Origin of the sequence: Bradyrhizobium sp. 26S5, assembly GCF_036923295.1 — a bacterium.
Taxonomy (GTDB): domain Bacteria; phylum Pseudomonadota; class Alphaproteobacteria; order Rhizobiales; family Xanthobacteraceae; genus Bradyrhizobium; species Bradyrhizobium septentrionale.
Genome location: NZ_CP145948.1, coordinates 6057545 through 6070175, shown reverse-complemented (window position 1 = coordinate 6070175; position 12631 = coordinate 6057545). Strand labels below are relative to the sequence as shown.

General features: G+C 65.1%; 12 protein-coding genes. 8 read left to right on the top strand and 4 right to left on the bottom strand.

The window, feature by feature from the left end:
- The first annotated feature begins 1 nt into the window (after position 1).
- The 7 genes from V5279_RS28540 to V5279_RS28510 all read left to right on the top strand — a co-directional run bounded on the left by V5279_RS28540 (position 2) and on the right by V5279_RS28510 (position 6845).
- Positions 2-1252 (top strand): cytochrome c, encoded by a 1251-nt coding sequence (locus tag V5279_RS28540; RefSeq protein ID WP_338690264.1) that lies wholly within the window; start codon positions 2-4, stop codon positions 1250-1252.
- 10 nt (positions 1253-1262) lie between these two features.
- On the top strand, positions 1263-1442 hold the full coding sequence (locus tag V5279_RS28535; RefSeq protein ID WP_338690262.1) for a hypothetical protein: 180 nt from the start codon (positions 1263-1265) through the stop codon (positions 1440-1442).
- A complete protein-coding gene (locus V5279_RS28530) occupies positions 1442-2005 on the top strand; it encodes a cytochrome C oxidase subunit II (protein WP_338690260.1) in 564 nt (187 codons plus the stop codon). The genes V5279_RS28535 and V5279_RS28530 overlap by 1 nt, the downstream gene beginning before the upstream one ends.
- Positions 1995-3620 carry a b(o/a)3-type cytochrome-c oxidase subunit 1 gene (locus tag V5279_RS28525; protein WP_338690258.1) on the top strand — a complete coding sequence of 542 codons (1626 nt, stop codon included), beginning with the start codon at positions 1995-1997 and terminating at the stop codon, positions 3618-3620. The genes V5279_RS28530 and V5279_RS28525 overlap by 11 nt, the downstream gene beginning before the upstream one ends.
- Positions 3617-4408, top strand: coding sequence for a c-type cytochrome (locus V5279_RS28520; RefSeq protein WP_338690256.1), 792 nt, complete (start codon positions 3617-3619; stop codon positions 4406-4408). Before V5279_RS28525 ends, V5279_RS28520 begins: the two co-directional genes overlap by 4 nt.
- Positions 4409-4496: 88 nt before the next feature.
- The gene (locus tag V5279_RS28515; RefSeq protein WP_338701418.1) at positions 4497-5501 is read left to right on the top strand and encodes a transglycosylase SLT domain-containing protein; all 1005 of its coding nucleotides are present in this window, start codon (positions 4497-4499) and stop codon (positions 5499-5501) included.
- A 165-nt stretch (positions 5502-5666) separates the two neighbouring features.
- Entirely contained in the window at positions 5667-6845 is a 1179-nt protein-coding gene (locus V5279_RS28510; RefSeq protein ID WP_338690254.1) for a DUF2336 domain-containing protein, read from the top strand.
- Positions 6846-6911: 66 nt separating this feature from the next.
- On the opposite strand, the gene V5279_RS28505 is transcribed toward V5279_RS28510, so the two are convergent.
- From V5279_RS28505 to V5279_RS28495, 3 genes are all read right to left on the bottom strand, one after another.
- Entirely contained in the window at positions 6912-7490 is a 579-nt protein-coding gene (locus V5279_RS28505; protein ID WP_338690252.1) for an Hpt domain-containing protein, read from the bottom strand.
- A 9-nt stretch (positions 7491-7499) separates the two neighbouring features.
- The gene (locus V5279_RS28500) at positions 7500-8045 is read right to left on the bottom strand and encodes a response regulator (protein WP_024582417.1); all 546 of its coding nucleotides are present in this window, start codon (positions 8043-8045) and stop codon (positions 7500-7502) included.
- A gap of 117 nt (positions 8046-8162) precedes the next feature.
- Positions 8163-8942: an NAD kinase gene (locus V5279_RS28495; RefSeq protein ID WP_166297633.1), complete on the bottom strand. Its 780-nt coding sequence runs from the start codon at positions 8940-8942 to the stop codon at positions 8163-8165.
- Between the two features lie 162 nt (positions 8943-9104).
- On the opposite strand from V5279_RS28495, the gene V5279_RS28490 reads away from it, so the two are divergent.
- Positions 9105-10679 (top strand): S10 family peptidase, encoded by a 1575-nt coding sequence (locus V5279_RS28490; protein ID WP_338690239.1) that lies wholly within the window; start codon positions 9105-9107, stop codon positions 10677-10679.
- A 938-nt stretch (positions 10680-11617) separates the two neighbouring features.
- On the opposite strand, the gene V5279_RS28485 is transcribed toward V5279_RS28490, so the two are convergent.
- Positions 11618-12499 carry a LysR substrate-binding domain-containing protein gene (locus V5279_RS28485; protein WP_338690237.1) on the bottom strand — a complete coding sequence of 294 codons (882 nt, stop codon included), beginning with the start codon at positions 12497-12499 and terminating at the stop codon, positions 11618-11620.
- Positions 12500-12631: the final 132 nt, after the last annotated feature.

Sequence of the window (12631 nt, the reverse complement as noted above, 5' to 3'; positions counted from 1 at the left end):
GATGTCGCGAACCTCAATAGGACTGCTTGTCGGGCTGGTGCTGTCGCTGTCGCCGCTCGCGGCTTCGGCGCAGCAGAAGGCAGCCGATCCGGCGGTCATCGCCAAGGGCGAGTATCTCGCGCGTGCCGGCGATTGCATCGCCTGCCATACCGCGCGCGAAGGCAAGACCTTCGCCGGCGGCCTTCCGATGAAGACGCCGTTCGGCACGCTCTACACCTCGAACATCACGCCCGACCCGCAGACCGGGATCGGCACGTGGACGTCCGACCAGTTCTACCAGATGATGCACAATGGCCGCTTCCCCGATGGCGGCCTGGTCTATCCGGCGATGCCGTTCGCCTCCTATACCAAGGTGACGCGCGAGGACAGCGACGCGATCTACGCCTATCTGCGCACGGTGCCGCCGGTCAGGCAGCTCAACAAGCCGCATGACCTGACGTTCCCGTTCAACAACCGCTCGCTGATCCTCGGCTGGCGCACGCTTTACTTCAGGGAAGGCGAGTTCAAGCCGGATCCGACCAAATCCGCGGAGTGGAACAGGGGCGCCTATCTGGTCGAGGGCCTTGGCCATTGCGGCATGTGCCACACCGCGATCAATGCGCTCGGCGGCAGCTCGCAGTCGCAGGCCTTCGAAGGCGGCCTGATCCCGATGCAGAACTGGTACGCGCCATCCTTGACCTCGAACAAGGAGGCGGGGCTCGGTGACTGGTCGCTCGAGGAGATCGTCGACTATCTGCGCAAGGGCGTCTCCGCCAAGGGCGCGGTGTACGGCCCGATGGCCGAGGTCGTCTACAACAGCCTGCAATATCTCAATGACGATGACGTGCGCGCGATGGCGATCTATCTGAAGGGCCTTGCGCAGGGCACATCGCCCGAAAAGGCGTCCACGGCACTGCCTACGGCCGAGAGCAGCCTGCTGCACTCTTTCGGCAAGCAGCTCTATGACCGCGAATGCGCGAGCTGCCATGGCGCGACCGGGCTGGGGATGCCGCCGGATTATCCGCCGCTCGCCGGCAACCAGTCGATCCAGATGGTCTCGGCGGTCAACGCGATCCGGATGGTGCTCAATGGCGGCTATCCGCCGGGCACGTCAGGCAATCCGATGCCGCACGGCATGCCGCCATTCGCGCAGAAGCTGTCGGACGACGAAGTCGCGGCCGTCGTGACCTACATTCGAACGGCCTGGGGCAATCGCGGCGAGCCGGTGTCGGCGCGGCAGGCCAACGAACTGCGTGCGGCAACGCTGAACTAGAGGCGCGATCATGATCAACTCATCTTCGCCGCAACCGCCGGCATCCGGCTCCGAAGACGAGGCCGTCGAGACCATCGTGCGCGTTGGTCCGGGTGGCGCGATCGCGGTCGCGGGCATTGCGACGGCCGTCGTGGTCGGATTGTGGTTTGCATTCTACCTGCTCGTCTTCCTGCCGCGGAGCGCTCCCTGATGGCGACCGAGACGGATCACAGCCTTGGCGAAGCCGTTGCCGCACGGATCGAGCGGCGCTGGGCGACGCTGTCGATCGTCATTGTCGGCCTCCTGGTCGGCATGGCGGCCTATATCGGCATCCATCAGGCGACGATGCCGCAGGGCCGGGTCGAAACCGCCGATCCCAAGACGCTGCATCTGTCCGGCGAGTTCGTCGAGAGCAATCTCGGCACTGCCGTGGAGGCCGACGGCTCGGTCACGGTGCGTGCGATCGGTCAGCAATATTCCTTCACGCCGCAATGCATCGTGGTGCCCGCGGAGACTCCGATCACCCTCCGCGTCACCAGCGCGGATGTCGTCCACGGTTTCCTGATCGAGGGCACCAACGTCAACACGATGCTGGTGCCGGGCTACGTCACGGACCTGCCGGTGCGTTTCAAGGCGCCTGGCGATCATGTGATGCCGTGCCAGGAATTCTGCGGCATCGGTCACCAAGGCATGTGGGGCAAGGTCAAGGTGGTCGACAAGAGCGCGTTCCGCGACATGGCGCCAGCGAAGCGGAGGCTGACCTGTGTTGACTAACAAGCGGCTGATAGCGGCGCATTTCTGGCTCGCCTTCATCGTGTTCGGCGTGGCGCTGGTGCTCGGTGCCTGGCAGATGTTCGTGCGCAGTCCGTTGAATGCCTGGCATTTCAATCCGGAGTTCTACTATCGCTCGGTCACCGCCCATGGCTCGGCGATGGGATACGTATTCCCGACGCTGATCGCGATGGGATTCGGTTATGCGATCACCGAAGCGTCGCTGGAGAAGGCGCTGATTGGGCGGCGCTGGGCCTGGGCCGGCTTCTTCCTGGTCGCCGTCGGCGCCGTTGTCGCGATGATCCCGGTGTCGCTCGGGCTCGCCTCGGTGCTCTACACCTTCTATCCGCCGATGGTCGGCAATCCCTTCTATTACATCGGCGTCGTGATGGTCGTGGTCGGCTCATGGATCTGGGTCGCACTGATGGTCATCAACTTCGTGATCTGGAAGCGCGAGAACCCCGGCAAGCCGGTGCCGCTTGCGATGTATGCCAATGTCGCGGGCTCATTGCTCTGGGGCTGGACCGCGGTCGGTGCGGCGCTCGAAATCCTGTTCCAGATCCTGCCAGTGGCGCTCGGGCTCAAGTCCACGATCGATGCGGGGCTGGCGCGCGTCTTCTTCTCCTGGACCCTGCATGCCATTGTCTATTTCTGGCTGATCCCGACCTACATCGCCTACTACACGATCTTCCCGCGCGCGATCGGCGGCCGGCTCTTTAGCGATGCGATGGCGCGGATTTCGTTCATCCTGTTCGTCGTGGTGGCGATGCCGATCGGCGTGCATCATCTGTTTGCCGACCCGCAGGTCGGCGCCGGATTCAAGTTCATGCACTCGGTGTTCACCGGCCTCGTCGCACTGCCGACGCTGCTTACGGTGTTCACGATCTGCGCGTCGGCGGAGATTGCGAGCCGCCTGCGTGGCGGCCGCGGCGCCTTCGGCTGGATCGGCGCTCTGCCATGGTCCAATCCGATCATGCTGGCGACGGCGCTGTCGCTGGTCATGCTCGGCTTCGGCGGCGCCGGCGGCCTGATCAACATGAGCTATCAGCTCGACGCCAGCGTGCACAACACGCAGTGGATCACCGGCCATTTCCACCTGATCTTCGGTGGCGCTATCGTCATCATGTACTTTGCCATCGCCTATGATCTGTGGCCGCATCTGACTGGCCGTGCGCTGGACAGCTTTGGCCTGATGCGCGCGCAGCTCTGGCTGTGGTTCATCGGCATGATCGTGACCACCTTCCCATGGCACTATGTCGGCATTCTCGGCATGCCGCGCCGCATGGCGTATTATGACTATGCCAACCCGGCGATCTCGCCGCAGGCCTTGTCGGTCACGATGTCGGCGATCGGCGGCTTCATCCTGCTGATCTCGGGCTTTCTGTTCCTGCTGGTGCTGATCCGCGGGCAATTCGGCGCGCGAGGCGAGGCCGGCGCGTACCGCTTTGCGGTGCCGCTGCACATGCCGGCGCGGATTCCGGTCGCGCTCAACTCGTTCGGCCTGTGGCTCGCATTGATGGTCGGTCTCACCGTGGTGAACTATGGTTTCCCGATCGCGCAACTGATGGCGCTGAACGAGACCAGTGTGCCTGCGGTCTATGTCGGAGCGGGCCGATGAGCGATCAGCCGCTGTTCTCGCTGCGCAATCCGTGGTTCGCCACCAGCGTCGGCATCACGGTCGCTATCGCCGTGCTGTCGGCCATCGCGGGCCTGATCTGGTTGCCGCTGGCGCAACCGGATCTCAAGCTTGCCGGCGTCTGGGACGCGATCTGCAGTGCGGCCGGTGTTCCGCGCGCCGCCGTGCAGGAGGCTGGCGTCAAGCCGGACTTCAAGACCTCCAATGTCGTCATGACGTCGGAGATGCTGACCAAGGTGAATCAGGTCTCGATCGGGCGGGGCGCGACGTTGGCTCAGCGCTGTGCGATCTGCCACGGACCGCAGGGCGTCAGCGACGCCCATTCACCGAACCTCGCCGGGCAGTTTGCCGCGGTGACGTACAAGGAGCTCGCCGACTTCAAGACCGGCGCGCGAGTGAGCGTGGTGATGAGCCCGTTCGCGGCGACGATGAGCGATCAGGACATGAAGGACGTTGCGGCCTATTACGCCTATCTGCCGCGCGTGCCCTCGAACAATCTGGATACTGGCCGTCCTGCGCCGGCGATCGTGGTGACAGGCGCCCCGATGCGTAACATCCCGCCCTGCGGCTCCTGCCACGGCGATATCGACAACAAGGCGGGGAGCCCTTGGCTCGGCGGCCAGTCGGCGGTCTACATCAAGGCGCAGCTCGACGCCTTCGCGTCGGGCACCCGGCGCAACGACATCAGCCAGCAGATGCGCAACATCGCCCGCCAGATGACGGCCGAGGAGATCGACCAGGTCGCGCACTACTACGAGGCCCAGCCCTGAGCGGGATGTTAACGTGCCGTTAACCATAATTACGGCAGGTTGACATGACATGGGTGCCGATTGCCGGCGCCTGCAAGGCACCGGATCGATGGCGGTCGACCTCTACAATGCCACGGCTGCGGCAGGTGTCGATTCCTCGCGCCTGAAAGTTGCAAGCTCGATCAAGCAGGCGGCCGCGACCACCGGCACGAGCTTCGAATATCTGCTCACGACCGCGAAGATGGAATCCAATTTCAATCCGCGGGCCGGCGCCACCACCTCGTCGGCGCATGGGCTTTATCAATTCATCGACCAGACCTGGCTCGGCACCGTCAAGGAGGCCGGAAGCCAGCTCGGCTACGGCCAGTATGCCGACGCCATCACCAAGAATTCCGACGGCAGCTATTCGGTCAGCGATCCCACCGCGCGCAATGCGATCATGAAGCTGCGCGACGATCCCGATGCGGCGTCCTCGATGGCGGCGGTGCTGACGCAATCCAACAGCTTCAAGCTCACCGGCAAGCTCGGCCGTCGCCCGACCGATGCCGAACTCTATATGGCTCACTTCATGGGGGTGGGCGGCGCCGGCAAGCTGATCTCGAGTGCCGAGGATAGTCCGAGCGCCAGTGCGGCTGCGATGTTTCCAAAGGCGGCGGCGGCGAACCAGTCGATCTTCTACGACAAGTCGGGCAGCGCGCGCAGCGTCTCGCAGGTCTATTCGGTGTTGACCACGCGCTACGCCGCGGCCGCGGATTCGACGGATACGCGCACCGCGTTTGCCGCGGCGGGCGGCGACACGATGAGTCCCTACGCGATCGCAAGCGCGGCGCCGACACCGGCGCTGACCATGGACACCGCGTCCTATCTCTCGACCTTCCCGGACGCCCGTTCGGCCACGACGGTCAGTGCGACCTCGACCGTCGCATCCGCGCAGCCGGCGCCAGCGTTTCGCTCGCTCTATCAGGGCGGCGACCGCTCACAGCCGATCTCGCCGGCGGTGCAGGAGCTGTGGGGCAGTTCCTCCGCGCTGACCAGCTCGGCGACGCCGAAGGTCCGCGCGCCGGGGCGGCTGGATCTGTTCAGCGATCCCAACGGCACCTACAGCAGCGGCTAGCACCGCCTTGCTGCGCGCGCGAAGTCGTGGCGCCTCGGCCGTCTTAACGAAACGTCAATAATCCCAAACGTTTATGGTGAACCCTTTGTTAAGCGTCATGGTTTATTTTTCCTTGTAGTTGGCGTCGTAAGTCGATGCCGTTTCGTTGCGTAAGCCGGAAGGACCATGATCGTTCGGCAGTTCATTAGTTGGATTAGGACCGCTCCGGCAGGCGAGCGGGCAGAGGCGACGCGGGCGTTGGCCCGGGCCTGGCTCATTTCGGATCTCGCCGAGGAGGATCGCATCGCAGCCGAAGGCGCGCTGCTGATGCTGCTCGACGACCCGTCGCCGCTGGTGCGGCAGGCGATGGCCGAGGTGTTTGCACGCAGCGCGGAAGCGCCGGCTGCGATCGTCCAGGCGCTGTCGGCCGACCAGCCGGCGATCGCGCTGCCGGTGCTGGAACATTCACCGCTCCTGATCGATGCCGACCTCGTCGACATCGTCGCGACCGGCTCGGACGAGATGCAGTGCGCGATCGCGCGCCGCATCAACCTGCCGGCCTCCGTCGCCGCCGCGATTGCCGAGGTCGGCTCGGCGGCAGCCGCGCTGGAGCTGATCGAGAACCCGTATGCGGGCCTCGCGCCGTTCTCCTGGGACCGCATCGTCGAGCGCCACGGCCATCTCGCGGCCATCCGGGAATCGATGCTGCAGCTCGAAGACCTGCCGTCCGCGACACGGCTGGCTCTGGTCGCAAAGCTCTCCGACACGCTGGCGCAGTTCGTCGTCGCGCGAAACTGGCTCGGCGCCGACCGGGCCGACCGGATCGCCGGCGAGGCGCGCGAGCGTTCCACGGTGAATATCGCCGCGCGCGCCTTCGGCGACGATATGCATGGCCTGATCACGCATCTGCGCGCCACCGGGCAACTGACCGCAGGCCTGATCCTGCGCGCGCTGCTGTCGGGCAATCTCGATCTGTTCGGGGCTGCGCTCGCCGAACTGTCCGGACTGCCCTATGGCCGCGTCTCCGCGCTTGTGAACGACCGCGGCGGCAACGGCCTGCAGGCGCTGCTACGTCGCGCGGGGTTGCCGGAATCCACCTATGTCGCGTTCCGCGTCGCGCTCGAGGCCAGCCACGAGGTCGGCTATGTCGACAGCGGCGACGGCGCAGCGCGGTTGCATCGCCGTATGGTCGAGCGCGTGCTGACCCATTGCGAGACCGACCATTCGGCGGCCGAGCCGCTCTTGATCCTGCTCCGCCGCTTCGCGACGGAATCGGCGCGCGAGGATGCGCGGATGTTCTGCGAGGAGCTCGCCGCGGAAGACGCGGTCGCGGTGCTGCCTTACGACGATCTCGTCGCGGCCTGAGGGCTGCGTTTCCAGCGATTGATGGAAGCTTGAGAGGTTGCCGCGGCGCGGCAGCCGGCCGCGCGGCTATTCGCTCGGTGCGATGCTCGGCGCGAGGATCGCCTCGAGATGCTCGGGCCGGTCGCGGTTGGCGTGGGTCAGGAATTCATCGGTGATGCCGCGGAGCTGCTTGCTCAGCACGCCGGCGACGACCGCGGTGTCGAGCTTGGTGCGCTCGCGCACGATCGCCTGCACCGCGTTGATGTGGTGGGAAATCAGCTGCGGCGGCACCGCGCTTAGGTCAGGCGCGTGCTCGATGATGCGGCACAGGCTCTCGGCGGCTACGGCCGCCGACGGATAACCGAATGTCGCGGCATCGCCCTTGATGTCGTGCGCGGCGCAGAACAGCTCCTCGCGCGTCTTGTCGTTGAAGCCCTCGCGCTGCACCGCGGCGTGCGCGGCGGAGAGGCGGTCGGCCTCGATCGTCATCCATTCCTTGAACTCGCCCGACAGCCCGGCGAGCGCCTTCTCGGCGCGGCCGACCGGATCGTCGAGATCGCTCTCGGGGACGCGCAGCAGCATCTTGCGCAGCGGGTTCGGCTGCGTGATGACATGGTGCGTGCCGAAGCTCTTGACCTCGATCGTCCCGGGTTTGTCTTTCGCCATGACGGTGTCCTAGATGGTCGAGCGCGCCTTTTCGAGCAGCGACGGCTGTTGCAGCACCTCGACCTCGCCGCTGCCGCGGCGCTCGGGGCCGATATAGGTGTTGGTGGTGTTGCGGCGGCGGTCGGGGCCGAAATAGGTCTTGGTCTTGATGAACGGGCGCGGATTGGCGACCACGTTCATGATCCGCTGGTAGAGGCCCTTGGCCGAGATCGGCTTGGCCAAAAACTCGGTGACCCCGGCGTCGCGCGCCACCGTGACACGGCGCTTCTCGGAATGCCCGGTCAGCATGATGATCGGCGCGTAGGGATTGCCCTTGGATTCCGGCTGCCGGATCATCTGCGCGAGCTCGAGCCCGTCGAAGATCGGCATCGACCAGTCGGTGATGACGATGTCGGGCACGTAATGGGTATACATCTCGAGCGCGGTGGCGCCGTCCTCGGCCTCATACACCTCGCGCGCGCCGAACGAATGCAAAAGCGTCCGCAGGATGCGGCGCATGTGCGGATTGTCGTCGCAAATCAAAAATCGCAGCTTGTTGAAATCGATGCGATACATGGTCCGGTCCCGAAAGGGCATACCGGGCCAACGCGGTATTACCCGACGTTAACCATATCCTGCCCGGGGTTAATGATTGGTTGCCGGGTAAGGGGAGCAAGGGGCAAGCCGCCGTCCTCAGTAGCCGAACTGCTCGCGCAGGATGCGCTCTTCCAAGGAGTGGCCGGGGTCGAACAGCATCCGCATCGCGATCGTCTTGTCGGACAAGACCTCGACCCGGCGGACGTCGCGGACCTCGTCATGGTCGGCCACCGCCGCGACCGGGCGCTTCTCGCCCTCGATCACCTCGATCACGACGAAGGCGGAATTCGGCAACAGCGCGCCGCGCCAGCGCCGCGGCCGGAACGCGCTGATCGGGGTCAGCGCCAACAGCGCCGCGTTGATCGGCAGGATCGGACCCTGGGCGGACAGGTTGTAGGCGGTCGATCCGGCCGGCGTCGCCACCAAAATGCCGTCGGCCATCAGCTCCGCCATCCGCTCATGCTCGTCGATCAGGATGCGCAGCTTGGCGACCTGGTAGGTCTGCCGGAACAGCGCGACCTCGTTGATGGCATGATGCAGGTGCACCGCGCCGTGGATGTCGGTCGCGCGCATCAGGAGCGGATTGATCAGCGACTCCCGCGAGGCCGCCAGCCGCGTGCGCAGATCATGCGTCGAGTATTCGTTCATCAGGAAGCCGACGGTGCCGCGGTGCATGCCGTAGATCGGCTTGCCGCTGCGCATGTTGGCGTGCAGCGTCTGCAGCATCAATCCGTCGCCGCCGAGCGCAACCACGACGTCGGCATCGGCGGGTGGAAGGTTGCCGTACATCGCGGTCAGCGCCTCGAGCGCCGACTGCGCTTCCGCGCTTGCGCTGGCGACGAAGGCGATCTTGTCATACCGCTTGGGGCTGGCCATCGCTCACGAACTCGTTTGGCACGGAATACGCCGCGCTCGTCTATACATCCCCGGCGGCCTTGTCGAGATGGTCCGGAAAAGGACCGCATGCCCCACAGGTGCCGCCAAGCTAGCGCAATTTCCAGGTGGAATGCGTAAACGCCGGCCCAGGGAGTGAACGACATGGCTAACAGTTTTGCGACACGGTGTGCTGCGGCGCTGTTGGTGGCCTGTCTTGCGACCGCGGCGCGGGCCGATGACGAGACCCCGCAGCCTTCGCCGTCGCCGAGCGCGCAGGCTCCCAGCGGCCAGAAGGGCCGGGGAGGACGCGGCGAGGCCGGCTCCGGCGCCAACGCCGCGGCCAGCACGCCCGCCGCCGAGCAGCACCGCCTGCCGCCGGACTCCACCACAAAGCAATCCGTCGCGCTGCCCGGCCGCATGCTTGCCTTCAGCGCGACCGCGGGCTCGATCCGCGTGTTCGACGACAAGGGCGAGCCGCTCGCCGACATCGCCTACACCTCCTACCAGCTCGACGGCGCCGAGAAGGCGAGCCGTCCGGTGACCTTCCTGTTCAATGGCGGTCCGGGCTCGGCGTCGGCCTGGCTGCAATTCGGCAATGTCGGGCCGTGGCGGCTGCCGTTCGATGGCGACGGCGCGGTGTCCTCGGCCTCGCCCGAGCTGCAGGCGAATGCCGACACCTGGCTCGATTTCACCGATCTCGTCTTCATCGATCCGGTCGGCACCGGCTACAGCCGCTTCGTCACCACGTCCGAGGATGCGCGCAAGCGCTTCTTCACGGTCGACGGCGACGCCAATTCGGTCGCGCTGGTGATCCGCCGCTGGCTGGAGAAATACGACCGGCTGACCTCGCCGAAATATATCGTCGGCGAAAGCTATGGCGGCATTCGCGGGCCCAAGGTGGTGCGCAACCTGCAAATGCAGCAGGGCGTCGGCCCGCGCGGCCTGATCCTGATCTCGCCGGTGCTCGATTTCCGCGAATATACCGGCTCCAGCCTCCTGCAATATGTCGCAAGCCTGCCGACCATGACGGCGGTCGCGCGGCAGGCCAAGGGAGCGGTGACGCGGGAGGATCTCGCCGACGTCGAGCGCTACGCGCAGAGCGATTTCCTGCTCGATCTCGTCAAGGGCCAGGCCGATGCCGAGGCCACCACGCGGCTCGCCGACAGGGTCGCGAGCCTGACCGGCATCGATCAGGCGGTGAGCCGCAGGCTGGCCGGCCGTTTCGACATCGGCGAATTCCGCCGCGAGTTCGATCGCAAGAACGGCAAGGTGACCGGCCGCTACGACGCCTCGGTCGAGGGCTTCGATCCCTATCCGGATTCCAGCTACTTCCATTTCAACGATCCGTCCGGCGATCCCTTGATGGCGCCCTTGACCAGCGCCGCCGTCGACCTCACCACGCGCAAGCTGAACTGGCGGCCGGACGGCTCCTATCATCTGCTCAGCGAGAGCGTGAACAAGGCCTGGGAGTTCGGTCACGGCATCAGCCCGGCGGAGTCGGTGACGCAGCTGCGCCAGATGCTGGCGCTCGACCCGAAGCTGAAGCTTCTGATCGGCCACGGCCTGTTCGATCTCGCCACGCCATACTTCGCCTCGAAGATCATCCTCGACCAGCTGCCGGCTTTTGCCGGTCCGAGCCGCACCAGGCTCGTGGTCTATCCCGGCGGCCACATGTTCTACTCCCGCGACGGCTCCCGCCAGGCGTTCCGCAAGGAGGCAGAGGCGCTGATGAGGTGAGGGGGATGGCTGCGTGGATTGCGCTGTCCGCTGCAAATGTTGTCGTCGTCCTGGCCTAGTACGCAATTGCGCACGGGAGCCATGACCCATAACCACCAAATTTGATTGTGAACGTGACCGTGGCCCCGGCGTCGCGCAACAATTTCCATTTGGGGTAATGGGTCCTGGTTTTCGCCAGGACGACATCGAATGTGTTGCGGCATCAAAAGTCAAACATCCGCATTCTCGCTGTCATCGCCCGGCTTGCCGCCTTCGCTAAAGCTTCGGCGTGCCTGGGATTCGTGGCCTCGTCGAAGCCTTGGCGTAGACGGGACCGGGCGATCCAGTATTCCAGAGACGATGGTACTCGAACGGATAAGCCGCGGCGTACTGGATCGCCCGCCTTCGCGGGCGATGACAGGTGTGGGTGGGGACGTAGCTTCGCGTTCTCGCGACATGAAGCGTCCGAGTTTTGCATCTCGTTCCGCCCTCATCTTGAGCAGAGGGCGCAGGGAAAGCCGGGTGCCGATCGCACCCATGGGCCCCGTGCAAAAGTAGAAAGCACGGGGGTAGGACCACAGGTGTAACCGGGAACTCCGGCTTTCCCTGCGCGATGGGTTACGGCTTACTTCGTGCTCTCCCCGGCGAGACTTGGCTTTTTTGTCACCGCCTTCGTAAGACGCAATTGCGTCTTCCAAGGGGACACCGGCCACTAGGGCGTCAGGACCACACGACTTCACCGTCCGCCTCACGTGCTCTCGTCAGTCGCACGCTGGGCGTCCACCGCATCTCACCACAACACCCGTGACGATCGCGAAGCGCCCCTCGATCGGGTGAGACGAGCGGACCATACACCAAGTTGTGCTTCCGAAAAATCGAAATATTTTTGTGGAGCGAGCTTGCGCCGTCGGGCAACTCAGTGATTGAATTCGCGGGGCGCACTCGGCATGCCGCACCGGTCACCCATACGTCTCGACGATGAAGTCGATCAGCGCCCGCAGCTTCGGGGTCATTTTGCGGTTCTTCGGCCACAGGATCTGGCGCGCCCGGCTTTGCGTCGTGTAGTTCGGCAGCAGCAGTTGCAGCCGCCCCGCGGCGATATCGTCGGCGAGCAACTCGTCGCGCATCAGCACGATGCCTGCGCCGGCGAGCGCCGCATAGCGGATGCCGAATGCGCTGTTGATGAAGAGGCGGCTCTCGACATCGACATGCACCTCGCCCTCCGGCCCGAAGAAGGTCCATCGCTGTCCGTCCGACCAGCCGGGATAACGCAGGCACTCATGGCTGGCGAGATCCGCCGGATGGGTCGGCGTGCCGTGTTCGGCGAGATAGCCCGGCGCGGCGCAAACCACGCCGGTATAGGGCGACAGCGAGCGCGACATCATGGTGGAGTCGGTCAGCGTGCCGACCCGGATCGCGGCATCCAGCCCTTCCTCGAGCAGATCGACCATCCTGTCGCTGAGGATGAGGTCGACCGAGACTTCCGGATATCTCTTCATGAAGCGGACGAGCGCGGGCGCCAGGCTGTACGACCCGAAGGCGACCGAGGTCGCCACGCGGAGCTTGCCGCGCGGCGCGCTCAAGGCCTCCTCGACCAGCGCATCGCCGGCCTCGGCCTGTTCCAGCAAATGCTTGCAGTGATCGAGATAGCTGCGGCCAAGCTCGGTGAGGCCCTGCCGCCGCGTCGACCGGTTGATCAATTGCGAGCCGAGCCGATCCTCGAGAAAGCGGATATGCTTGCCGATCATGGTCGGCGACATCCGCAACTCCTTGGCGGCCGCGGTGAAGGAGCCGAGATCGGCGACGCGGGCGAACACGGACATGCTGGTCAGTCGGTCCATGATTATAAACCAATGGTTATTTCATTGCGGATCAAAGCGCCGCTTATAGGGCGTGGCATTTGTATTTATTACCACGAGTGAGCAATCAGCGCGAATGCGCGTGCGATCGCTTTGGAATGTGGCCGGTTGCGC

Excerpts from the sequence above, each read along its gene's own strand:
- V5279_RS28505 (WP_338690252.1), bottom strand. The coding sequence starts at position 7,490 with ATGGCGAAAGACAAACCCGGGACGATCGAGGTCAAGAGCTTCGGCACG.
- V5279_RS28485 (WP_338690237.1), bottom strand. The coding sequence starts at position 12,499 with ATGGACCGACTGACCAGCATGTCCGTGTTCGCCCGCGTCGCCGATCTC.
- V5279_RS28540 (WP_338690264.1), top strand. The coding sequence starts at position 2 with ATGTCGCGAACCTCAATAGGACTGCTTGTCGGGCTGGTGCTGTCGCTG.
- V5279_RS28500 (WP_024582417.1), bottom strand. The coding sequence starts at position 8,045 with ATGTATCGCATCGATTTCAACAAGCTGCGATTTTTGATTTGCGACGAC.
- V5279_RS28520 (WP_338690256.1), top strand. The coding sequence starts at position 3,617 with ATGAGCGATCAGCCGCTGTTCTCGCTGCGCAATCCGTGGTTCGCCACC.
- V5279_RS28530 (WP_338690260.1), top strand. The coding sequence starts at position 1,442 with ATGGCGACCGAGACGGATCACAGCCTTGGCGAAGCCGTTGCCGCACGG.
- V5279_RS28495 (WP_166297633.1), bottom strand. The coding sequence starts at position 8,942 with ATGGCCAGCCCCAAGCGGTATGACAAGATCGCCTTCGTCGCCAGCGCA.
- V5279_RS28490 (WP_338690239.1), top strand. The coding sequence starts at position 9,105 with ATGGCTAACAGTTTTGCGACACGGTGTGCTGCGGCGCTGTTGGTGGCC.
- V5279_RS28535 (WP_338690262.1), top strand. The coding sequence starts at position 1,263 with ATGATCAACTCATCTTCGCCGCAACCGCCGGCATCCGGCTCCGAAGAC.
- V5279_RS28515 (WP_338701418.1), top strand. The coding sequence starts at position 4,497 with ATGGCGGTCGACCTCTACAATGCCACGGCTGCGGCAGGTGTCGATTCC.
- V5279_RS28510 (WP_338690254.1), top strand. The coding sequence starts at position 5,667 with ATGATCGTTCGGCAGTTCATTAGTTGGATTAGGACCGCTCCGGCAGGC.